At 39.3% G+C, this 21,195-nt stretch carries 21 protein-coding genes; 4 read left to right on the top strand and 17 right to left on the bottom strand.

From position 1 onward, the window contains the following. Positions 1-691 precede the first annotated feature (691 nt). From BA1DRAFT_RS19755 to BA1DRAFT_RS19710, 10 genes are all read right to left on the bottom strand, one after another. Complete coding sequence (locus tag BA1DRAFT_RS19755; RefSeq protein WP_036782768.1) at positions 692-997, bottom strand: helix-turn-helix domain-containing protein; 306 nt, start codon at positions 995-997, stop codon at positions 692-694. 29 nt (positions 998-1,026) lie between these two features. After that, entirely contained in the window at positions 1,027-1,842 is an 816-nt protein-coding gene (locus tag BA1DRAFT_RS19750) for an MrpH family fimbial adhesin (RefSeq protein WP_036782765.1), read from the bottom strand. 26 nt (positions 1,843-1,868) lie between these two features. Next, entirely contained in the window at positions 1,869-2,414 is a 546-nt protein-coding gene (locus tag BA1DRAFT_RS19745; RefSeq protein ID WP_036782762.1) for a fimbrial protein, read from the bottom strand. Positions 2,415-2,425: 11 nt separating this feature from the next. After that, positions 2,426-2,917 carry a fimbrial protein gene (locus tag BA1DRAFT_RS19740; protein WP_036782759.1) on the bottom strand — a complete coding sequence of 164 codons (492 nt, stop codon included), beginning with the start codon at positions 2,915-2,917 and terminating at the stop codon, positions 2,426-2,428. A 14-nt stretch (positions 2,918-2,931) separates the two neighbouring features. After that, positions 2,932-3,513 carry a fimbrial protein gene (locus BA1DRAFT_RS19735; RefSeq protein WP_051560871.1) on the bottom strand — a complete coding sequence of 194 codons (582 nt, stop codon included), beginning with the start codon at positions 3,511-3,513 and terminating at the stop codon, positions 2,932-2,934. Continuing rightward, entirely contained in the window at positions 3,506-4,099 is a 594-nt protein-coding gene (locus tag BA1DRAFT_RS19730) for a fimbrial protein (protein WP_036782756.1), read from the bottom strand. Before BA1DRAFT_RS19730 ends, BA1DRAFT_RS19735 begins: the two co-directional genes overlap by 8 nt. A 24-nt stretch (positions 4,100-4,123) precedes the next feature. Then, on the bottom strand, positions 4,124-4,873 hold the full coding sequence (locus tag BA1DRAFT_RS19725; RefSeq protein ID WP_036782753.1) for a fimbria/pilus periplasmic chaperone: 750 nt from the start codon (positions 4,871-4,873) through the stop codon (positions 4,124-4,126). A gap of 101 nt (positions 4,874-4,974) precedes the next feature. Further along, positions 4,975-7,524 (bottom strand): outer membrane usher protein, encoded by a 2,550-nt coding sequence (locus BA1DRAFT_RS19720; protein WP_051560870.1) that lies wholly within the window; start codon positions 7,522-7,524, stop codon positions 4,975-4,977. Positions 7,525-7,543: 19 nt separating this feature from the next. Beyond that, on the bottom strand, positions 7,544-8,092 hold the full coding sequence (locus tag BA1DRAFT_RS19715) for a fimbrial protein (RefSeq protein ID WP_036782750.1): 549 nt from the start codon (positions 8,090-8,092) through the stop codon (positions 7,544-7,546). An 83-nt stretch (positions 8,093-8,175) separates the two neighbouring features. Beyond that, entirely contained in the window at positions 8,176-8,715 is a 540-nt protein-coding gene (locus BA1DRAFT_RS19710; protein ID WP_036782747.1) for a fimbrial protein, read from the bottom strand. Between the two features lie 684 nt (positions 8,716-9,399). Between BA1DRAFT_RS19710 and BA1DRAFT_RS19705 the strand changes: the two genes are divergently transcribed. After that, a complete protein-coding gene (locus BA1DRAFT_RS19705) occupies positions 9,400-9,972 on the top strand; it encodes a tyrosine-type DNA invertase (protein ID WP_036782744.1) in 573 nt (190 codons plus the stop codon). 397 nt (positions 9,973-10,369) lie between these two features. Here the strand turns inward: BA1DRAFT_RS19705 and BA1DRAFT_RS19700 are convergent, their stop codons facing one another. From BA1DRAFT_RS19700 to BA1DRAFT_RS19670, 7 genes are all read right to left on the bottom strand, one after another. Next, positions 10,370-10,966: an AidA/PixA family protein gene (locus BA1DRAFT_RS19700; protein WP_036782741.1), complete on the bottom strand. Its 597-nt coding sequence runs from the start codon at positions 10,964-10,966 to the stop codon at positions 10,370-10,372. Between the two features lie 39 nt (positions 10,967-11,005). Further along, positions 11,006-11,587 (bottom strand): AidA/PixA family protein, encoded by a 582-nt coding sequence (locus BA1DRAFT_RS19695; protein WP_036782738.1) that lies wholly within the window; start codon positions 11,585-11,587, stop codon positions 11,006-11,008. Between the two features lie 617 nt (positions 11,588-12,204). After that, positions 12,205-12,801, bottom strand: coding sequence for an AidA/PixA family protein (locus tag BA1DRAFT_RS21450; protein WP_051560869.1), 597 nt, complete (start codon positions 12,799-12,801; stop codon positions 12,205-12,207). A 39-nt stretch (positions 12,802-12,840) separates the two neighbouring features. After that, positions 12,841-13,422, bottom strand: coding sequence for an AidA/PixA family protein (locus BA1DRAFT_RS19685; protein ID WP_036782735.1), 582 nt, complete (start codon positions 13,420-13,422; stop codon positions 12,841-12,843). Between the two features lie 454 nt (positions 13,423-13,876). After that, positions 13,877-14,473, bottom strand: coding sequence for an AidA/PixA family protein (locus BA1DRAFT_RS21445; protein ID WP_051560868.1), 597 nt, complete (start codon positions 14,471-14,473; stop codon positions 13,877-13,879). Between the two features lie 36 nt (positions 14,474-14,509). Further along, a complete protein-coding gene (locus BA1DRAFT_RS19675; RefSeq protein WP_036782732.1) occupies positions 14,510-15,031 on the bottom strand; it encodes an AidA/PixA family protein in 522 nt (173 codons plus the stop codon). Between the two features lie 406 nt (positions 15,032-15,437). Beyond that, complete coding sequence (locus BA1DRAFT_RS19670) at positions 15,438-17,009, bottom strand: phosphoethanolamine transferase (protein ID WP_160170021.1); 1,572 nt, start codon at positions 17,007-17,009, stop codon at positions 15,438-15,440. A 691-nt stretch (positions 17,010-17,700) separates the two neighbouring features. On the opposite strand from BA1DRAFT_RS19670, the gene BA1DRAFT_RS19665 reads away from it, so the two are divergent. The 3 genes from BA1DRAFT_RS19665 to BA1DRAFT_RS19655 all read left to right on the top strand — a co-directional run bounded on the left by BA1DRAFT_RS19665 (position 17,701) and on the right by BA1DRAFT_RS19655 (position 21,129). Further along, entirely contained in the window at positions 17,701-18,315 is a 615-nt protein-coding gene (locus tag BA1DRAFT_RS19665) for a plasmid pRiA4b ORF-3 family protein (RefSeq protein WP_036782729.1), read from the top strand. A gap of 769 nt (positions 18,316-19,084) precedes the next feature. Beyond that, entirely contained in the window at positions 19,085-19,360 is a 276-nt protein-coding gene (locus tag BA1DRAFT_RS19660; protein ID WP_036782726.1) for a PAAR domain-containing protein, read from the top strand. 11 nt (positions 19,361-19,371) lie between these two features. Beyond that, the gene (locus tag BA1DRAFT_RS19655) at positions 19,372-21,129 is read left to right on the top strand and encodes a type VI secretion system baseplate subunit TssF (protein ID WP_036782724.1); all 1,758 of its coding nucleotides are present in this window, start codon (positions 19,372-19,374) and stop codon (positions 21,127-21,129) included. Positions 21,130-21,195 lie beyond the last annotated feature (66 nt).

The following is a 21,195-nucleotide window of genomic DNA, read 5'->3' as shown; positions in this document are numbered from 1 at the left end:
AGTATTGTATAAAAAACAGATTAATATTAATCATTTAATAATCAACATTAATAATTTCAAATTAATTTTAGTTTTTTATTTTTATTATGTGATTTTAATCACATTTATGATGATTAATTTCGGTATGAAATCACTTGAACTGTGACGTTTGTTGTTAATGGGTGACAAAGTATGACCTTTTATGATTAGGTTAGATGATGACTTTTAACCCAATTGGCAGAACTGGCGCTATGCTATTACGGATTGGGAGATAGCCATCAGATAGCCGGTGTTGGTGGTGATTACGAACCTAATTTCTCTATTACCTAATTTGATGTCTAGTTGGGCTACCCATATCGATTTCGGTTATACCTGTTATCTTTCAAGTTGCCTCTTTGTTGGCTGCACTCACCCCGGTCACATAGTTATCTATGTCAGTTACAATTAGTCATCCTTATAAATTTTTCAGCATTGGCGGAGCATATTAGGCTTTGAAAGGGATTCCTACTTCAATGGATGACCGGGCTATTACATGATTAAATTACTATCTGAATTTTAATAACTTTTTCAAAAGGGAATATGAACAAGAATAAACTCTTTAATTTGTAGTAATAATATGACTAACAAAGAAATCACAAAAGTGACCGTTCCGTCGGTCACGAAACTCAGTCATCAACTGGTTTATAGATCCCCCGACTGGCGTCGAGAGCAGTTAACATCCAAATTTACCCAATGTAGCCTCCGCAATAGGGATATATTGGTCTGTTAATTTATTGATGCTGTTATTGGCTACAGGATAACTACAATCAAGGAAAAACCAGTTTATCGGCGTCTCCAATATTGAAGCTATCTGTACCAGATGGGATAAATTAATTCGGTTTATCCCTCTCTCATAACGTGAGAGTTGTTGTTGACTAATACCTATTTTTTCCGCCAATTTGGCGGCGGTCATACCCAACTCTTTCCTTCTTTTTTGAATACGCTTCCCTACTAATAGATGATCTTGTTTCATTTTCATCCCAGCCTTTAAATTAAAAAAACACCTTTTTATGGCATCGCCAAAATTATTGCTCCTGATCCTGAGAAAGGTCCTGCCTCTACTCTGCCATTTTTCTGTAAAATTGATTTCACTGTAACGGGTACATTTCCTCCAGCCGGTACAAACACAGCAACACCGTCTTCACCATTTTTCTCATTTAATAGCAATTTAGCTTTCAAGCTACCATCACTTCTTAAAGGTACTAATCCCCTGTCAGGCCCCGTCGCTGTCACAATAATCTCGATATCTACATTACAGGTTACATTGATATTTTCCGCTCTGGTGGCCCCTTCCAGTTTTGCCTCATCAATACTACCGTAATTAAGTTCAACGGAGCCTTCACTGACCTGACAAAATCCTATCGGCGGTGGTGCAACGCCACATAAAGATCCAGGTAATAATCTTCCATGAAAACCATTTTGATCGGTTTCATAAAATAACCCGACACATTCCTGATGCGATCGAATCGCAGGACCAAAATGTTTTGCAACTCCAGTGATCGGAAAACTGGTATATTTCAATATCTCCGCCTGCACTTGTTTCATTGTCTTGAATCTTTCCACGCGAGTATTGAATATCCTATAGGGCTGCCCTGAATAACCATCAGCAAAATGGCGATGGTTAACCGATATCCAACACGCAGAATAACCATAACAAGGATTTGGCGTAAAATCGTTTTCTGGGTCCCAACGTTCAATGACAAAAGTATAATAGGCATTTGTCGGAATCCCCTCGGATTTAGTGATATATGAAAATATCGATGCAACCGCATTTGATGAAAACAGCGATAAAAGTACCAGCCAAACAGAGAATAACTTTTTCATTTAGTTACCTAATAAAACCGTGCAAGTTAGTCATAATTCAGATTAAATGTCGCAATCGCATGAAATGCGCCTCGCTTAATCGTCTGGTTAGCTAGCGCAGCAGGTTCTGCCTGCACATATGCTTGCAGTACAATCAAGTTTTCCCTCTTTTTTAACGGATACTCTTCCCCCTCTTTATTCAACAACAACCGTTTGCCTTCTGCCGTTTCTATACCGATGGCAATTCCAGAGGCTTGACTCCCTGCACTTAACGCTAATAAGCCCGGCAATTGCGTATTTTCTATGCCGCTGAATGTCAATTTAATCGATTTACCCACACTCATATCGCAACCAGATAACCTGAGTAGAAAAGGTTCGCTATTAGTCCTACCATGCAGATACAAATATTTTTCAGAAATTGTTGCAAAATCGAGCTGGATATCTTCATCACCCGGTTTAATCGTGCAAGGTTCTTTAACCAATGCACCGTGAAAACGCATATTATCCGCAGCCTGTACCACTTGATGGCCATAAACCGTGGCAGCAATAACCATAAAACCAACACGCAACACGAATAATTTTAAATATTTCATTAAGTTTCCTTTCACTGGTATTCCGCTAGCAATGTCGCCGTCACTTCAAATGCCCCTTCCGGCAACGTACTTCCTAGTTTTTTCACCGGCACCGCTTGTATCACCGGCTGTTTCTGTGATGCCACCGGAATACGCTCATTAAGGGTGAACGCTTTACCATCCAACGTCAGACGAATGCCTAAATCAGTAATATTAGTTTGCAACGCGGCAGCATCAAATGAGGTTGGCGGGCCGACCACCGTCAATCCTAAACTCCAACCTGAGAGATTAGGCGCACATACCAACTGGTAATTCACCGGCTTGGTATAATTCACCCCGTCCACCTGATGGATGCCAACATTGCGACCAAAATAGACATCAATCATATTGCCGTCATTAATCACACAAGGGGGCGCTTCAAGCAGTGTGCCGTGAAACCACATATTATCTGCCGCCTGTCCCGGCATCACACTGATTAACCCCAGGCACGCACCCCAGAAAACACGATAGATCAGAGGGTTCATTGCATGTCTCCCGTTCACTGGTATTCAACCATCATGGTTGCACCCGCGCCAAAGTCGCCGCCTTTCAATACCGCAGCCATATCTTTTACCGGCACCGCATGTAACTCAGGAAAATTAGGATAGCTAAATTTCATCCAGTCATTGACGGGCAATTTTCGCCCGTTATGAATAACAGCGATGCCTAGCCCAGCGTGATTGGTTTGTAACACCGTTCGATCAAAACTGGCAGCGTTACCCGATATCATCATTTTCATCGCATTAGCCGGCATTTTTTCACATCTCACGGTGTATTTAACGGGTTGCATATAATTAACCCCATCAATGCGGGTAATCATCACGTCGCCAAAATCTACATCAATAGTATTGCCGTTATTAATCACACAAGGTGGAGGAGCGATAACCACGCCGTAAATATTGACCGGTGTTTTACCCGCAAAATTACTGACAGGTCTTGCGGCTAAATTTGTCAGTAAATCAGCCTGAGCATTTACACTCAACAAACAGCTAAACAGCAACACGCTCCATTTTTTCTGCCTGCGATGCTGCCCTTTTATTCGCAGAGAACACTGAAAAAGAGAACACAGAGAATTAGTCATAATTCACCCTGAAATCCACTACCGCGCGATATCGTCCAATCCCTAGCGCTCTCGGCGTCCGCACCGGCGTCACGTAATATTCCAAGCTGTCCTGCCCCGACGCCGCAAAACGTGGGCGTCCCCGCTCTCCCAACCGAATATCATTATTCGCGGTATCTGTTATCTGTAACCCCAACCCGGTGATACCAGTCACCCGCACCAAATGTGGATAATCGCGATCCGCCGGCGCCGCAAAACTAACCGTTACCACCGGCTGTAACTGATCCCACGTCAGATTGCCGGTCCGACTGTCATTGACTGCCCCTTTAGTTCTTAGACAGTCACGAAACTTCAATGTGAACGGTATCGGTGTTCCTTTATCACCTGGCTGGCGTAAGTCACTGTTTGGCGTGTTCCCCAGATTCACCTCCTGCCATGCAGAGGTCATGTCCAGTCGACAGGCCGCCTCAGTCAGCCCACCAAACACATGCAGTTCACCGTACAGCCCATCTATATCTGCTGCCCGCGTCTCCCTCGCCTGACTCTCCGTCATCGGTATCAGCCAGATCGCCAGTGCCAGTACGCAACTTATCCGCTTGATGTTCATTGTCGCCCCTCCCGACTTTACCCATCACGACGAATGTTTAGTCACCTGACAATGGTTCCCCGCACAATTAAAAGTTAATTGCGGTCGGCCACCATAATCATTGACATACGTTAGTACCGGCGCACTCCCTAACGCCCCGGTACTGCCACTCAGCACCGCACTACTTTTAGGCGCTATCATAAACGGTTTAAATCCCGCCGCCGTCTCGCCCTTAAGCTGGCTTGATGCATCCACCACGGTGATGTAATACGGTGTCGGATTGTTCACCTGATATCGGTCTCCCTGACGCGTCAAAGTCATCTTCTCTTGCCACGGATTATCCAAATCGGTACGGCTGGCAAAAATGGCTTTCGGACGATAGAACAGCTTGATCCGAGTTTGTAACGCAATCTGCAAGGTATTCGGCTTCTTACTGCGCGGCGGAATTTCACGCAAATTAAAATAGAACAAGCTTTCCCGATCTTGTGGTAACTGTGCGATGGTTGGCAGTGACTGTATTTTCACCTGGCTCTTAGCGCCCGGCTCCACCCGTTGTACCGGCGGCGTCACCACTAACGGACCATTGATTTTGTTACCCTGTTCATCTTCTATCCATCCCTGCGCCAGATACGGCAACTCTTTGTTCTGGTTGCTGATATCCATACTGGTGGATTTGTCCTCACCGTTAAACACAACACGGGTACGATCCAGCGCAATAGCCGCCATTGACTCACTGATCACTGACAGACTTAAGATAGCTATCGTGATTACATTGATTGTATTGTTCAATTTCATGCTCTCAATTACTCATGCTTAGAATAATCATTACAGATCACCGCGATACACTTCGGTGACAGCAATAAGGTTTTCACGCTGCCAGTCAATTAAAATCATGGCTATTTATTACCGTCGGCCAGTTGGCAAGGCAGTAATAACGAAGCCATCTCTTCCACTTTTGGTAATTGATGTGGCAGCTCAATCACACACTGCAATTCTCCATCCCAACGCACATTCAGTTTCTCTCCGGGATTTATCCCGCTCAGGTAGGTGTTCCCACCATCACTGACGATACCGATCTCCCGTTGATCCTTATTCAGTACCGTTGCCCCAAACGGCGGCACGCTACCATCCGGCAAGCGGATCAGCGCCATCGCTTTTTCACCGGATATCACCTGGAATTTACGATAACCAATCGCCCCTTCCGTCAGTGTTGCTTGTTGTACCGACCGTACTGCCTCCACATTGTCCGGCAGTTTGTTTAAATCAATACTCGCACTGTTGCGGTAATAGTTGTTCACATCAGAGATCACCGCTTTACCGAACATATTGGTATGGGTAATCGCGCCGAAACCTTTCACGGGTACACCGCCGACACCATCGGTATCCACCATCAAACGGGTGGTCCCCGGCATATTAATGCGATGCAGCGCCGCGCCTTTCGGCGTCACGGTCATGCCCCCCTGGATAGAAAGCGCTGCCGTGGTATAACGTCCATCCTGATAACTCGCACTGGTCGTCAGTTGAGCGCGATCGCCGTAATGGGTTAAATAACCGTTAGCCGCGGCCTTGCCATCAATACTGGTGCCAACCGCTAAACGATAGTTACTGTTTTCATTAATTCGATCGTAATAACCTACCGTGTGGGAGTTACCTTCCCGGTTGGCCATTGCGTTATAACTGATAGTTCCTGAATTACCCCACGGCAGGGATAATGTCATATACATCCCGTCGTCATTTTTACCTTCATATTTATTACGGTAAGCAGACAGATTCAGGTTAATGTTCTTATAACTGCCAATATCAAAATAGCGTGATATTGATACGTTATAGCGATCGTTATTCGAACGATTCCAGTAAGTCTGATGGCTGTAATTCAGGTAGATACTGGCACCAATATGCGTGAACTGCTTGTTCAACATAATGGTGTAAAGTTCTTTATTGCTCTCCGCGTCACCGTCGTGGTAACGACGATCCAGATACTGGCTCATGCTCATAAAGTCACGTTCCGAGAAACGATAACCGGCAAAAGTCACCTGGCTGTCATACTCCTCAAAACGCTTGGAATAACTGAGACGATAAGAGCCGCCAGTCAACGTTTGATCCTCAGCCGGTAAATGGGCGCGGGATTCAGTGACATCAAAAGAGAGCGCTCCGAAGGTCATCAGATCACGACCAATCCCCAACGACAACGCATTATAATTCCCGGCTCCCAATATCCCGCCGTACAATGACCAACCGTTGTTTATTCCCCAGGAAAATTCGCCGATACCAAAGCCCGATCCTTCACTGTGATGCTTCCAGTTGGTTGGCTTCCCCGCCGCCAGTTTGTACTGCACCCGGCCCGGACGGGTTAAATAAGGAATATTCGCGGTATCGATCTGAAATTCTTGTAAACCGCCATCCTGCTCCTCTACCCGAACATCCAGTTTGCCGCTCACTGCGTCATTAATGTCCTGAATACGGAATGGCCCTGGCGCAACCTGGGTCTCATACAACACCCGTCCCTGCTGACGAATAGTCACTCTGGCATTGGTTTTCGCCACTCCTGTCACTTCCGGCGCATAGCCTCGCAGGTTCGGAGGCAACATATTGTCATCCGTCACCAGACTCACCCCAGTAAAACGGAAGCTGTCAAAGATATTTGAATTGAGGTAATCCTCGCCCAAGGTTAATTTGGCATTCCAACGTGGTATGGCCCGGTATAAGTAATAACGGCTCCAATCCCAGTTTTTCTCAGTGCTCCCTCCCCGCCCCGTGGTGTGGTTATACTGTGATTGCCAGTCTGCCCGCAGACGCCACGCGCCCAAATTTATCCCAGTCGTACCATTGGCGCTGACATTCTGATTTTCATTTCCTTTCGCTGGCTTAGAGACCTGAGCATTGACGTTATAATCAAACATCATCCCGAAAATCCCTTCATCCCAACGTGACGGCGGGTCCCAGTCTGGCGAGCTATATTCGAGATAGGCTTGAGGCATACTCAGGTATAACGTGTCACTGCTCAGATCACCGCGCACCGTCATGCCCGGCAGCGTTTTAGTCTCCAGGCACTGATTATTGTTCCACCAGGTAATCTTTGATTCCCATTCCGCCCGCAACCCCAACTGCTTCACCAATTCAGGCGGCAAACACGCCACACTTCCTTGAGGATCATCCGGTGGCGCCACAAAAGTGACCGGCATTTCCGGCAATTCGCTCTTGTTCAGACGTATCGCCATCTGATAATCCCCCGGCATGATATAACCTGCACGGGAAAACTCTTTTAAATTAATCCGAGAACGATCCTGAACATCTAACACGTCCGTATTAAATTCAATTTCCTCTTCCGCATACACAGCATGAGTACCTATTAAAGCAAGCAATACCGAAATAATAAGAGGTTTCAGGACACACCGAACCGAGACCACCTTGTCATATTCAGTGGTCGAACCCAAAAACAAAGCCATAGCATTCCCAGATCGATGATTAGTAATAATCCAGCCTGAACCGAACAGAGGTTCGATACTGCCCTGCTTGCAATAACTGGTGATTACCCACCAATCGCATCGCGTAATTAAGCGTCATCTGCCCTACCTGTAAGTCCCCCACCGGTAGTGGAGTTCCCGGGTACGCTTGATTGCCGTACATGTCGGTAATTTGTAACGCTACTCCTTGAGCCACACCCGATAAGCGGAAATTGTTCCCATCCGGTACGCCGTCAAACGTCACCTGAAAGTGGCGCCAATCAGGTTTACCCAAGGTGGCGGAAGTCAGTACGCAGTTAATCAAACGGATGGAAAAGGGGCGCACTAGTCCCTGTCCATCATGTATCATCCGGCTTACCGGGATCGTGGCTAACTCTATCGTCTGGTCACGGCTACCTGCGTCAATCGCACAGGCCGTATCAATGATGGTGCCTTGCATGCTAACGCGACCATATCCTTGTGTTCCTCGTGGAGCTGCCGTTTCAGCTGCAATAACACAGGAAAACATTAACAGGCAGGGCACTACAACAACGGCAGCATATCGACTCATAACGTCTCTCCAGCTAAACTTATTCAAAACTTTTAATTAGGAAACGCCCGCCTCCCTGTCAGCGTTTCCATGCATGAAAAGACTTATTGATAAGTCAGCTGGAAGTTGGCAATGCCGGTGAAATTACCCGGAACAACGGCATCAGGTGAAGTATCCCCCTGAAGATAGGCAGCAAAATGCAGATCATTATTACCATCATGCAGAGCTACAGCCGGTGAGGGAGTCCCTAGTTTGATTTTGTTACCGCCCGCATCAGTGATCGCAATACCCGCACCTTTAGCAACGCCTTCGATACCTAGCAAACCATCACCGCCGGTAATGCTAGATTTAGCGCCGACAAACGTCGTAGTGACTGTACTTATCGTTTCAGTCGTACAGTTATCTAAAGAAATTTTGAATGGCGTGGAAGAAGAACGGCCGCCGTTTTGCAAAGATGCGCTAGAAATAGAACCCATTGGAACTACCTGATCAACCGTTTCCGGGGTGATAGAACAAGGTGCATCAGTAATAGACCCGGTAAAAGTCACCGTTCCGTGACCTTGGCTAGGATTCGCTGCATTTACAGAACCCGCAGCCAAAGCTACGCCTAACCCCAGGGCCATAACCAATTTATTCAATATCATGTGAATTAATTCCTTGAATTTAAGGATAAAATACCCAATACCATAAAAAAAATAACCGTGCAGGATTCCAGCTCCATGCACCCAACATTCAGTGCAAAACAGTTTAAAAATCTCGGATTAATATTTTCTAAACCAAACAAAATGCACCAAACTGTTTTTTTCAGTCAAAAACACTAAGAGGGCATAATATTTCGGAGTTAACACTCGAAAAAAAATATTAATTTGAACTTATAATCTAATTAATCGATTAGTATTTGATTGAATTCAGATGAACCTACTAATTTTTTACAATAAATTAATGGCAGAGCGTAAAAAATAGTAAAAAACAATGAAAAAAAGCCAACTATTATAAATAGTTAAACATTGGCAATTTGGCATTACACAAAATTTGACTTAATCAGTCGTTTTATAGGAACATATTTACAGTTTGGTGCATTCTGTTTAGTTTCTTTTTATTGTTAAATAATTTCCATATATATAATTACAAAGCTTACAAGCTGATATTTTCTATTAAAAAATGGCTATCTATAACTATCTAAAAACGATAATTATAGATTTTGGTCAAAATAATTAGAGTTACCAGCTAATAATTTTATAAAAGTTCTATTAATTGATATATTCCGGTAGATTAATATTATTTTTCTACCTATAACTATCCGCCCCAATTGCACAGGAATTATTTTCATGAAGAAACGTAAGTTTTTGACCAGATATGAAATTAATGCGATTTTAGAAAAAGCACGTCAGGGACGTCACGCCGAGCGAGATTATTGCATGTTATTGATGTGCTTTATTCATGGTTTTAGAGTGAGCGAACTCTGTAATCTAACATTATCCGATCTTGATCTTAGCTCAGAAATTATTCATGTCAGGCGATTAAAAGGGGGATTATCAACCACACACCCGTTAATACCAGAAGAAATTAAAGCGCTAAATCAATGGCTTAATATTAGAAAGAGTTGGCGAGAATCAGACACAGAATGGGTCTTTTTATCACAAAAATCAGGAGCTATTTCACGCCAGCAAGTTTATGGTTTATTAAAACGTTATGGCAAGCAAGCATTAGTTAATATTTCACCTCATCCACACATGTTAAGACATGCTTGTGGTTATGCTCTCGCTGATTTAGGAAGAGATACACGCCTTATTCAAGATTATCTCGGTCATCGAAATATATCCCATACCGTTATTTACACCGCAAGCAATGTAAAACGATTCTTCAAGATATGGGAGGTTCCTGCAAAAGGACTCGATTAATTTCAATATCTCTTTTTATGTAAGATATGTAGTATGAGAAACTATTTCTCTTTGAAACAAAAAAATCATCTAATTATCCAATGGTAAAAGTCCTCGTCCATCTCTTGATGAGGATTTTTTATACAACAAACCCATTATCCACATCATAAGACACCACTTATTATTTCTTATAATTACGTTTGAAATAGTTTTTTTGGAAATTAATCAATAAAACAATTAAATAAAAACATCTATTTAAGGATAATTTTAATAATAATTTCCATTATTGCATGAATGGATATTTTCGCCGGAATGAAGAAAATAAAATCACTGGAAATTATACTCTGTTTTCCAGTGATAGCCTGTTGACTTTTAATATTTCATGGTTAATTTATTAAATTTTTAGATAATGTTAAATTTAATCAACTATTTGAATATTTGGAGAATGAGCAAGATAGCCAACAAGATTACCAACGTTGTCTTTAACATTCCATCTTTCGAAAATGGATATATACCATGAATATCTTGCTACACCTGGAGTACGTAATTTAGATCCTTGATTGAAAATATTACGCGTTTCCAGTACGACTGGATAGTCTTGGTTAGTCCCTAACGTTGCCTCTTTACTTGGGGCCGCAACTTGAGATACAGCCGAAGTTAGGGTTGGTGGCGAAACTAACGATTTGGCGCCCACCCCTTCCATATGATACAGAAATACCTGATCATCAAATTGAGCCGATAAAGTTGAAGCCCGCCATCTAATTGTATCCCCTACCTTACCTTGAATTAAAAGTGTACCTTGAGCATTATTTTTGGGCACATAAATATTATTTTGAGAGGTAATGTAATAAATATATTTATCATCCATTACCGTTGGTTTGCTAGGGTCATGACTAATAGAATTACCGAGATCGTTTGTGATAGCTTTTACATCAATAATAGCAAGAACATCAATCAGTTGTACACCAATAATTGGCCTTACATCATCCAGCTCTGTATGTTCAATATTATTCATAATACTGTTCCTATTCTTATATATTGGTTTTACAAGTATTTAATTATCTAGAACTTTAATGAAAGGATCATGACAGACATATCCAATAAGTTGTCTTTTACGATATATTTTCATATACCAAGTATATTGACCGTACCCCTCTCTCTGAGCTGTTGATTGATGATAATATCGTGTTATTAGTCCACCATGACTTTCCCCATCTCTTTTATAAACTACACTACTTATATTATTATTATCAGCCTTAGCCAAATAAGGAATAGAAATATCACCATAATCAAGTTTCGGTAATGTTATAAGCGTAACATCACTACCGCTAATTGCTGTTCCTGTCATGTGGCATAAAAGCACTGTATATTCAAATTGTTGCGTCAAAGACATTGGTCTCCATCTAATGTCATCAGCAACATTGACGGTTATCTCCAACTCTCCTTGAGCATTATTTTTAGGAGCATAAAGATTCCCAGTACTTGTTATATAATAAAAGTAATTGTTAGATACCACTTTCGCAGTTTCTAATGTTTGTGATTTACTTAAATCATAATGACTAACGATGGCTTCCGCATCTACACAAATCAGAATATCTACAACTTGATATCCAGAACTCTCTATAGCGTCACTCATTATCTATTCTCCTTCACAATAAAGTGTTAGATTGTTTAACAATCATCTTTTATATTAATAATTAAGATCAAAAAAACCACTAATATAAATCATAGTTTTTAAAATCAAATTACTTGTATTTTTATAATAACTTTTCAAGATATAAATAAGATTCATATTAATATTGAAGCGCAAAATTATTATTTTTAGTATTAAATTACTAATTGTAAACATAAGTAATTCAACATTCTCTCTTGCGTTAAAGTTATACTTTCCTGATATTTAACTATGAAATTATTTCTTTCAAAACTAACAATAAAAACACTGAGTAAAAAATAGAACATCGAATAATTAATTTAATTATAAAATTAGGGGAAATTTTATATATTTAGTCAGTAATATGGCAATAAAACTTTTAACTTTTACATTAAATATAATTTACCTATCCTTGGCGTAACACATACATTAATTCAGTAAACTAGAACATTAAGTTACATCAATTAGTTGAATAACTAGATTACAATTAATCATCGTAAATGAAATAAAATCACTGGAAATCATACTCTATTTTCCAGTGATAGTTTACCAATTTCCAATATTTCATTGTTGATTTATTACATTTTTAGACAATGTAAAGTTTAATCAACTATTTGAATATTTGGAGAATGAGCGAGATAGCCAACAAGATTACCAATATTGTCTTTAACATTCCATCTTTCGAAAATGGATATATACCATGAATATTTGGCTATACCTGGAGTACGTAATTTAGATCCCTGATTGAAAATATTACGCGTTTCCAGTACCACAGGATAGTCTTGATTAGTCCCTAATGTTGCTTCTTTACTTGGGGCCGCGACTTGAGATATAGCTGAAGTTAGAGTTGGTGGCGAAACTAGCGATTGGGCGCCTACCCCTGCCATATGATATAGAAATACCTGATCATCAAATTGAGCTGATAAAGTTGAAGCCCGCCATCTAACGATATCCCCTACCTTACCTTGAATTAAAAGTGTACCTTGAGCATTATTTTTGGGAACATAGATATTATTTTGAGAGGTAATGTAATAAATGTATTTATCATCCATTACCGTTGGCGCGCCAGGGTCCTTACTAATAGAATTACCGAGATCCTTTGTGATAGCTTTTACATCAACAATGGCAAGAACATCAATCAGTTGTACACCAATAATGGGTCTTATATCATCCAGATCTGTATTTTCAATATTATTCATAATACTATTCCTATTTTTATACATTGGTTTTATAAGTATTTAATCATCTAGAACTGTAATGAAAGGATCATGGCCAATATATCCAATGAGTTGTTTTTTACGATATATTTTCATATACCAGACATACGAACCTCGCCCCGCCCTCTGAGCTGTTGATTCATGATAATATCGTGTTATTAGTCCACCGTGACTTTCTCCATCTCTTTTATATACCACACTATTGATATCATTATTATCAGCTTTAGCTAAATAAGGAATAGAAATATCACCATAATCAAGTTGCGGTAATGTTATAAGCGAAACATCACCACCGTCATCAGCTTGTAATCTCATTCGGCATAAAAGTACTGTATATTCAAATTGCTGAGTCAAAGACATGGGCCTCCATCTAATACTATCAGCAACATTAATAATTACCTCCAACTCTCCTTTGGCATTATTTTTAGGAGTGTAAAGATTCCCATTGCTTGTTATATAATAAAAATATTTGTTATGTACTGATTTCGCCGTCCCTAGTGTTTTTGATTTACTTAAATCATAATTACTACGAATAGCTTCCACATCCACACAAATAAGAATATCTACAGTTTGATATTTCGAAATCGCTATCGCGTCGCTCATATCTATTCTCCTTCACAATAAAGTGTTAGATTGTTTAACAATCATCTATTATATTAATAATTAACTTGAAAAAAACCACTAATATAAATCATAGTTTTTAAAAATAAATCATCTATATATTTATAACAATTATTTAATATGTAAATAAATTTCATGTTAATATTGAAATGAGTAATTATTATTTTTAGTATTAAATCACCATTTGCAAACATAAGTAATTCAACATCCTCTCTTGAGTTAAAATTATATTTTCGTGATATTTAACTGTAAAATTAATTTTTTATTGCCATTTATAAGATATAAACAATAAAAACATGTAGCAAAAAATAAAATACCGAATAATTAATTTAACTATAAACTTCTATAATTCTGCCTATCCTTGGCGTAACACGTATATTAATTCGGAAAATTAAAATACTAAGTTACATTAGCTAGTTAAATAGTTAAATTACAATTAATCCTCAGAAATAACGATACTAGTTAATGGCGTATGATAGCAATAACCAACCAGCTTATTTGAGTCATCATAGATAGATATATACCATGCATATTGAGCTATACCTGGCCTACGCAGCGTAGATTTTTGATAGTAAATATGTCTTTTTTCATGGATAAAATCAGCTAAAGGCGCTTGTGGCAACTCAATAATATCTTCTTCCTGAGGCATTAGCGCTTTTTTAAGCTTAGAGACAACAACATTAGTTAATGTATATACCGTCATTGGTTGAGAAATGCAATCATTAGCATCCTTTTTTTCCATACGATATAAAAACACCTTATGGTTAAATTGAGCAGATATGCTAGAAGCTTGCCACCTAACTACATCACCTACCTTACCTGTAACTTTAAGTGAATTTGTTGCGTTTTTCTCGGGAGAATACGCCTGATTCTCAGTGGTAATATAATATAACAAGTTATCATCAATTTTAGTCGGCTTTTTATAATCCTGGCTCAGACGGTCAAACTTATTTAAGATAGATTGCACATCAATACAGATTAAAATATCTATACTATTAGAAAATTCAGTATTATCAATATCAGCAATATTCATAATGTCGTCCCCATTATCTTATATTAATTTTGTAGTTTATAAAACGTGAACAAAAGAGCTATGAGAAATATACCCAATTAACTCAAGGTTATAATGTATGCTTATTATAAAAGTCAATTTTTCTCTACCTGATTTCTTACCTTCTGATTCTATATAGGATTGTGTTACAGACTCTACTCCATATTTAAACGGTGTACCGGGTAATTGATTATCATCTTGTTCTGGGTAATTGACCCTTGTTACTTCCTGAATATATTTTATCGGTGTTATCGCTTTATAACTATTTTCTTTAGTTTTTTTGTATAAGTTCACTGAATGTATCAACTGTTGAGTTAAAGATATGACTCTCCACCTGATAGTATCGCCAACATCTATTTTTGCTATCAATTCACCCGTAGCATTATCTTTAGGTATATAAGCATTTTCATTATTAGTAATGTAATGAAAATATTTATTATCTACTGTTGTAGGGTTGCCTGGATCTGCTCCTAGTTTATTGTAATTATTAACAATACCATCAACATCCACACAAATAAGAACATCTACAGTTTCATTCATTTTTTCACCCCTTCATTGGATTAAGTTGCATTAAGAGTCCTCTATCATTCTAATAATTAACCACTAAACCTGAAATAACTACTGGTATAAATCACAGTTTAGATAAGAAATTTACTTATATATTTATCAGAAATCTTTTTAGATACAGCGAAATCCTACCGATAATTTATTGTTTTAAAAAAATAATTTATATAAAACTAATATCATGAAGATATTAGTTCATCAACAGATTAGTATTTTTTTAAGATGTAATTGTTGGTGATATTTAACTTGATCACAACGAGATGAATATTATCGATTGTAAAAGGGATTTCTTCGAAGAAATCCCTTATATCATTCAATCTTACTCAACGATTAATTCATCAATAAGATAATCATCACTATAATGATTACTTAAAATAAATTATCAATTAATATTCTTCGACAAAATTTGGGCATCGGGGAGATCATCATTTAATTGATCATAATCTTTAACTTCATTTTTAAAGGTAACAATCTTATCTTGCCCACTGCATTGACTATTAGATATCATATTACAATCATCGGGAATATTCTTTTCTCTTATTCCAATCCATTCAGAAAATAGCGTCAGAAAATGCAATCCGCTTCTTTGTGCTGTTATCTCTTCACGATAAGAGTAATCACTGCCGGTAATAAAAAACGGCACCTGAAAACTCTGTTTATTTTCATCATCATGTGTCAAGTTCTCCAGATCGGTTCCTTTATCAACATAAGAAAGCCCATGATCTGCAAAATAAAGCATTGTCCATCTTACATGATGATGATTAGCCTCAGATGCAATTTCAGAAAGCAATTTATCTGTATTAGATATACTTTTGACATAACAAGAAATTTCTTCCGATTGTAAGAACAGATCATATTTTCCATTCGTTCTGACGCATGCCTGTGGGTGAGATCCCATTAGATGAATAACAATCAGTTTTTTCTTCTTTTCTGGTATTAATGCCTCTTTAACATAAGGCATCAATTTATCATCAGGCAAATAACGCCGGTCATCAGAACTACCGCTTTTCAGGAAATGGACACTATCTGCCTGCTGTCCAATCAACGCCACCGGAGAATCAAAAGCACTCTTCATCCCCTGATTAGATATCCAATAGGTATAAAACCCCGCTTTTTTCGCCAACGTTATGACACTATCATTCAAATTGATCGCATTCGCACCTTTCAAAGCCAGTGAGTTAGTCAAAGATAACTGAGTCGATGCCGCTGATGAGATGTAATTTGTAAATATCTTGCCATTCGCCTTGTCCAGCCACGGTGTATTGTTATAAGGAAAACCATACGCATTCATAAAGTCCTTTCGAACACTTTCACCAATGACCATGATATAGGTTTCATATTTATCCTCTTTTACCACCGGCTGCCAAGAATCTTTCTGTTTTATTATTTCCGCGAACCTGACCCTTTCTGAATTAACTTCTTGATAACTCTCAACAACATCACTAAAAAATCTAATTTCGGGTAATCCTGATGCCAATAGATTAAAATCAGGATTGAAACCGGAATTTATATATCCTTTTACCGGTGACCAGAAAGCTGACAATACAAAAAACAGCGATAAAAATATTATACTCTTTCTCTTCAGAGTCACTCTTACCTTAAAAGATAAAATCATTAATACAATAATAGCCGACACCACTAAATAGGTAAAAATAGGCAGCCCGCTGATAAACTCTAAAGCTTCATTTTTATTCGTGTAAATTAAAGATCCTACTGAATTAACATCGGGACAACCATAATTCAATCCTACAGGAGAATAGATCACGCCAACTAATCCAATCATAAATACAAAAATATAATATATATATTTGTTAAAATTGGATAATAATATCAGAATTGAAAAAGCACTAAACACATATATAAACTTTAACTGATATCCAAGGCTTAAATGGGCCAATGAAATAAAACCAAATAAGCATATCAAAGTGAAATTTTCTTGAATTTTCTTACTCAACAGCATACTCACTCATTTCCTTTAAATCTATGCAATAATCTACGCAATAAAACATCAAAAAATTCATAACCTTTTCTTATTAATAGACGTGGTTTTTCAATAAGAAAATCTGCGGTTAATCAACTACCATCGTGCCACAGCTCCAAGCAGCACCATTCAGATTGCTACACTGAACCATTAAACTAACGCATAAAAAAACACCTTACTCATTTATCTGTAACTTAGCTGAGGATTTCCTAAGCAAGACAGTTATTAATCTTCCATATTTGATTAACAGCATGTAAATAATATGCGTTTTTTTTGTTAATAGCAAAAGTTCTGAATATATGATCCTGATCGTGATTTTAAACTATACTTAATAAGTGGTTTATGCGCGAAGGCATATATCCGAAGATAACGATAACTAACTGAAAAATAGTAAAAATATCTGCCATAAGCACTGCACATCTCAAAAAACATTATCCTCTCAATCGATATTCAGTAATAGAGGAAGCGAGTCAGACCAAACTATCTGTTATTAAAAGCTATTTATGAACATTAGCCACTGAAATTGACGACATAACCCAAGCTTTTCATACACCAGCTAAACATGTTGGCATTCCAGTAAATCCAGCCAGGAAAATTCAATAAAATATTGACAATAGATGGCACACATGGAAAGAATCATCTCGAAACCATTAGGAGATTAGTGATGAATGAAAAATTCTATCAATTAAAAATAACACTTACAGACTCAAAACCCGCTATTTGGCGGCAATTTGTTGTTCCCGCCTCTATTTCATTTGACAGGCTGCATGACGTGATACAGATCGTTATGGGATGGCAGGATAGTCATCTACATGAATTTCGTATTGGCAAATTGCGATTAACAGAAATGCCAGAAAGCTCATCTGATAGCAAGGAAGAAGATTTATACCGCCTGTCTGATCTGATTAAACAACAAGGGCGATCTTTTACTTATCTTTATGATTTTGGCGATGAATGGGAACATGAAATTACCTTAGAAAACAGTCATTATCCTGCCAATAACCTCCCGCTTCCTTTTTATTGTCTGGATGGTGCTCGCGCCTGTCCCTTGGAAGATACCGGCGGAATTGACGGTTATGAAAATTTAATCGCAATACTGAATGATCCTGACCATGAGGAATATGTAGATACACAGCAATGGGTAAGTGAATTGCTTGATCTGGATGAAGATGAAGATTTCGACTTCGAACAATTTCCCATTAACAATATTAATGCCTTTCTAGCGCTCTATTATCGCTGGTCACGAGATCGTAACCATCTCTTGTGGGATTGGGAATGAATTTAACAATAGGACAAATCTATCATCATTGGGAAAAGTTTCAGATGGGTCACTATGACGAACATCGGGGCTTAATTTGAATTAATTTTTCCCATGAAATTAGATGATACTTAACTCAGTATCGAGTGCAGTTTCTGCGGTGTTTTCAGATTAGCCCTATCAAGCTGCACTGGTATTTAATATCATTATCATCACTCATTTGATATTAAACATAGCAACTATCACGTCAGGCATTACTATTCTGGCCATTCCTATCAATCAATAGGAAATATAAACCGCATGCAAAGACGAAGTATGCATATAAGATTCTCTCCTTTCTTACCACTCCTTATCCGGCTTCATTTACAAAGTTATTAAAACAACGACTAAATAGATGACGCCATTAATCATCATAACAGATTGTAATAAAAATATTTTTTAACTAAAGATTAATATAGCGAATTCTAAATAACCTGATATGTCTTGATTCCATATATAATTTGTAACACTTTCTTACAAATTTATATTTTTGTAAATTTGAAAAAAACGCTTGCTATCTGATGAATGTTTAATTATTAATTAACCTCCATCGTATTGGACTACATTTTAAAAAATTACCCCCTGTTCCCCTTATTCTTGGGGATTAACTGATTGGGATTGATCTCTCTCTTCCTCTCATTCAACTCGCCATTATTCACGCGATAAGCGCTGCGTTTATCAGTGATGATGGGATTTTTACGACGTTATTTCTTTGACAAAAGAATTAATGATTTCAACGTCTAGGCAAAATATGACGCTAAAAAATGTAATACGACAAGGCGACAGAACCTCTCACGGCGGTTCTGTCTTAGCCGGTGATGACAGTTTTAAGGTCTTGGGTAAAGGCGTAGCGCGGATTAACGATCCCGTGTCGTGTCCAAAGTGTGGCGGGCATCAAACCATCGCTGAGGGAACGCCAACCGCAGTCGGAACCAATAAACAAAAACTGGCTCTGGCAGGTATGAAAACTTCCTGTGGCGCTACGCTGATCGCCTCACAAACCTCTTTCCAGATAAAAACCTTATAGGACAATGTGTTATGAATAAAAAAGAGTCTCTATTCCTACAAGAATTGCAGTATATACGGCAATTAGCGCAGGAAGCCGCAAAAAAAAATCCGCACCTGGCAAATTTTTTAGCTGAAGGCGCTAGTGATCCGGATATTGAGCGAGTGATGCAGAGCTTTGCGCTGTTATTCTCCCGTCTTCGCGAAAAGATTGAGGATGAGTTTCCCGAACTCACATCAGGGATGCTGGCTCATATTTGGCCATATGCCATGTGCCCGGTCCCTCCCACGAGCATCGTTCAATTTTCACCCAAAGGGACTCATCACCTGAGCGCGATGACGCTACCAGAAGGGGCGCCGGTTTTTGCCGGAGAAGGAGAAGAAGAAGTCAGTTTTGAAACCTGCTGCCCTCTGCATATCGAACCACTGGCGGTGATTGACCGGCAACTGAACGCAACCCCAGAGTACAGTGAGATAACGCTAACACTGCAATGTTCGGAGAATACCTCAGAGTGGCGCAGCCAACCGCTACATTTCTTTCTGGGCAGCGATCGTCTGCAAGCCGCTGAATTAGCCTTATGGCTTGACTTTAATCTGTGTGATGTCTTTTTGCGAACACAGGACAAAACCATCACGCTTGATGACAGTTACCCAGTCCCGGCATTGTGGGGAACCGCACGGCAGGTTGCCATCCTGCCGGTGATGAAAACCTCGCCATACTCTATCTTGCAACTGATGACTGAGTACTATTACCTGCCCCATGTACATGATTTTGTGGTGATTGATATCAAGAAAGATCGTCGATTGGTGGAATTGAACGCAGATCGGACATTCGAGCTGATTTTTCGGTTTGATGGTCATTTGATGCTAAACGATATTTCCCAAACCTTTCTGTTGGACTGCGTGCCGGTAAGACATCTGGAGCCGATGAGTGCGAAGATCTCGGTAAACAGTGAAGCCAACCATTATCAAATCCCATTGGATTCGACTAAGCAACTGTTCAAGCTGAACCACCTTTACACATCAACTGAACCAGAGCAGGAACGTGGGCAACCATACCGCTATCTGCCGATTGAGAAATTCTCCCAAACCGCTCGTTTTCTGCCGGATGCTGAGTTTCTTTACTATTATCAGCTTAGGACAGAATGCGATATGTCGCAGCGTACCCTGCAACATCTTCACTTCTTTGACTGTAACGGCCAACCAGCGGATAACCTGCCGCCACAAACCATTTTTTGTCAATTTACCGGTTATCAGACACGGGCCTCTAACTTGGGTATCGGAGAGATTAATCTACCGGGAGAATATGCCTCAGGGCTGAAAGTGAGCAATATCACCCCAGTTTCTTCTGCTTGCCACTCAACAATGACGGAGGATCAAATAGGTAGATCAGCCTGGTCAATCATCTCTTTCTTTTCCGTATCACCCTGGATAGCTTTTCAAACCCACTCGTTAAAAGAGCTGATCAAGCTATTCGATTTCTCCCCCGATCAGTCATTAAGCAAACGTATCCAGGAACATATCGACGGTATCGTTCAACTGGATAACATCCCAATAGATCGTCTGGATAAAGGGGTTCCAGTGCGGGGCCATCAACTCGTCCTGACATTGAACCCGGATTGTTATGCCAATCAGGGAGAGATGCATCAGTTCAGTCTGGTGGTGTCACGCCTGATGAGGCTTTTCATCAGCATGCGCACTTTTGTGATGATGAAAGTTATTGATGGTCAAACGGGAAAAGTCCTGTGGAATTTTCAACACATGATGTTCGGGTTACGCCCTGATATGTAATGTTAATCGTAAGGAAATAGTATCAATGAGCAAATTAAGCCCACTCTATTGTCTTGACTGTAAAAA

This window comes from Photorhabdus aegyptia, from assembly GCF_000612035.1.
Taxonomy (GTDB): Bacteria; Pseudomonadota; Gammaproteobacteria; order Enterobacterales; family Enterobacteriaceae; genus Photorhabdus; species Photorhabdus akhurstii.
Note: the sequence above shows the minus strand (reverse complement) of the source record. Positions and strands in the feature narration are given on the sequence as shown.

Bases quoted from the DNA above. Each gene is read 5' to 3' on its own strand.
- BA1DRAFT_RS19755 (WP_036782768.1), bottom strand. From the start codon at position 997: ATGAAAATGAAACAAGATCATCTATTAGTAGGGAAGCGTATTCAAAAA.
- BA1DRAFT_RS19750 (WP_036782765.1), bottom strand. From the start codon at position 1,842: ATGAAAAAGTTATTCTCTGTTTGGCTGGTACTTTTATCGCTGTTTTCA.
- BA1DRAFT_RS19745 (WP_036782762.1), bottom strand. From the start codon at position 2,414: ATGAAATATTTAAAATTATTCGTGTTGCGTGTTGGTTTTATGGTTATT.
- BA1DRAFT_RS19740 (WP_036782759.1), bottom strand. From the start codon at position 2,917: ATGAACCCTCTGATCTATCGTGTTTTCTGGGGTGCGTGCCTGGGGTTA.
- BA1DRAFT_RS19735 (WP_051560871.1), bottom strand. From the start codon at position 3,513: ATGACTAATTCTCTGTGTTCTCTTTTTCAGTGTTCTCTGCGAATAAAA.
- BA1DRAFT_RS19730 (WP_036782756.1), bottom strand. From the start codon at position 4,099: ATGAACATCAAGCGGATAAGTTGCGTACTGGCACTGGCGATCTGGCTG.
- BA1DRAFT_RS19725 (WP_036782753.1), bottom strand. From the start codon at position 4,873: ATGAAATTGAACAATACAATCAATGTAATCACGATAGCTATCTTAAGT.
- BA1DRAFT_RS19720 (WP_051560870.1), bottom strand. From the start codon at position 7,524: ATGGCTTTGTTTTTGGGTTCGACCACTGAATATGACAAGGTGGTCTCG.
- BA1DRAFT_RS19715 (WP_036782750.1), bottom strand. From the start codon at position 8,092: ATGAGTCGATATGCTGCCGTTGTTGTAGTGCCCTGCCTGTTAATGTTT.
- BA1DRAFT_RS19710 (WP_036782747.1), bottom strand. From the start codon at position 8,715: ATGATATTGAATAAATTGGTTATGGCCCTGGGGTTAGGCGTAGCTTTG.
- BA1DRAFT_RS19705 (WP_036782744.1), top strand. From the start codon at position 9,400: ATGAAGAAACGTAAGTTTTTGACCAGATATGAAATTAATGCGATTTTA.
- BA1DRAFT_RS19700 (WP_036782741.1), bottom strand. From the start codon at position 10,966: ATGAATAATATTGAACATACAGAGCTGGATGATGTAAGGCCAATTATT.
- BA1DRAFT_RS19695 (WP_036782738.1), bottom strand. From the start codon at position 11,587: ATGAGTGACGCTATAGAGAGTTCTGGATATCAAGTTGTAGATATTCTG.
- BA1DRAFT_RS21450 (WP_051560869.1), bottom strand. From the start codon at position 12,801: ATGAATAATATTGAAAATACAGATCTGGATGATATAAGACCCATTATT.
- BA1DRAFT_RS19685 (WP_036782735.1), bottom strand. From the start codon at position 13,422: ATGAGCGACGCGATAGCGATTTCGAAATATCAAACTGTAGATATTCTT.
- BA1DRAFT_RS21445 (WP_051560868.1), bottom strand. From the start codon at position 14,473: ATGAATATTGCTGATATTGATAATACTGAATTTTCTAATAGTATAGAT.
- BA1DRAFT_RS19675 (WP_036782732.1), bottom strand. From the start codon at position 15,031: ATGAATGAAACTGTAGATGTTCTTATTTGTGTGGATGTTGATGGTATT.
- BA1DRAFT_RS19665 (WP_036782729.1), top strand. From the start codon at position 17,701: ATGAATGAAAAATTCTATCAATTAAAAATAACACTTACAGACTCAAAA.
- BA1DRAFT_RS19660 (WP_036782726.1), top strand. From the start codon at position 19,085: ATGACGCTAAAAAATGTAATACGACAAGGCGACAGAACCTCTCACGGC.
- BA1DRAFT_RS19655 (WP_036782724.1), top strand. From the start codon at position 19,372: ATGAATAAAAAAGAGTCTCTATTCCTACAAGAATTGCAGTATATACGG.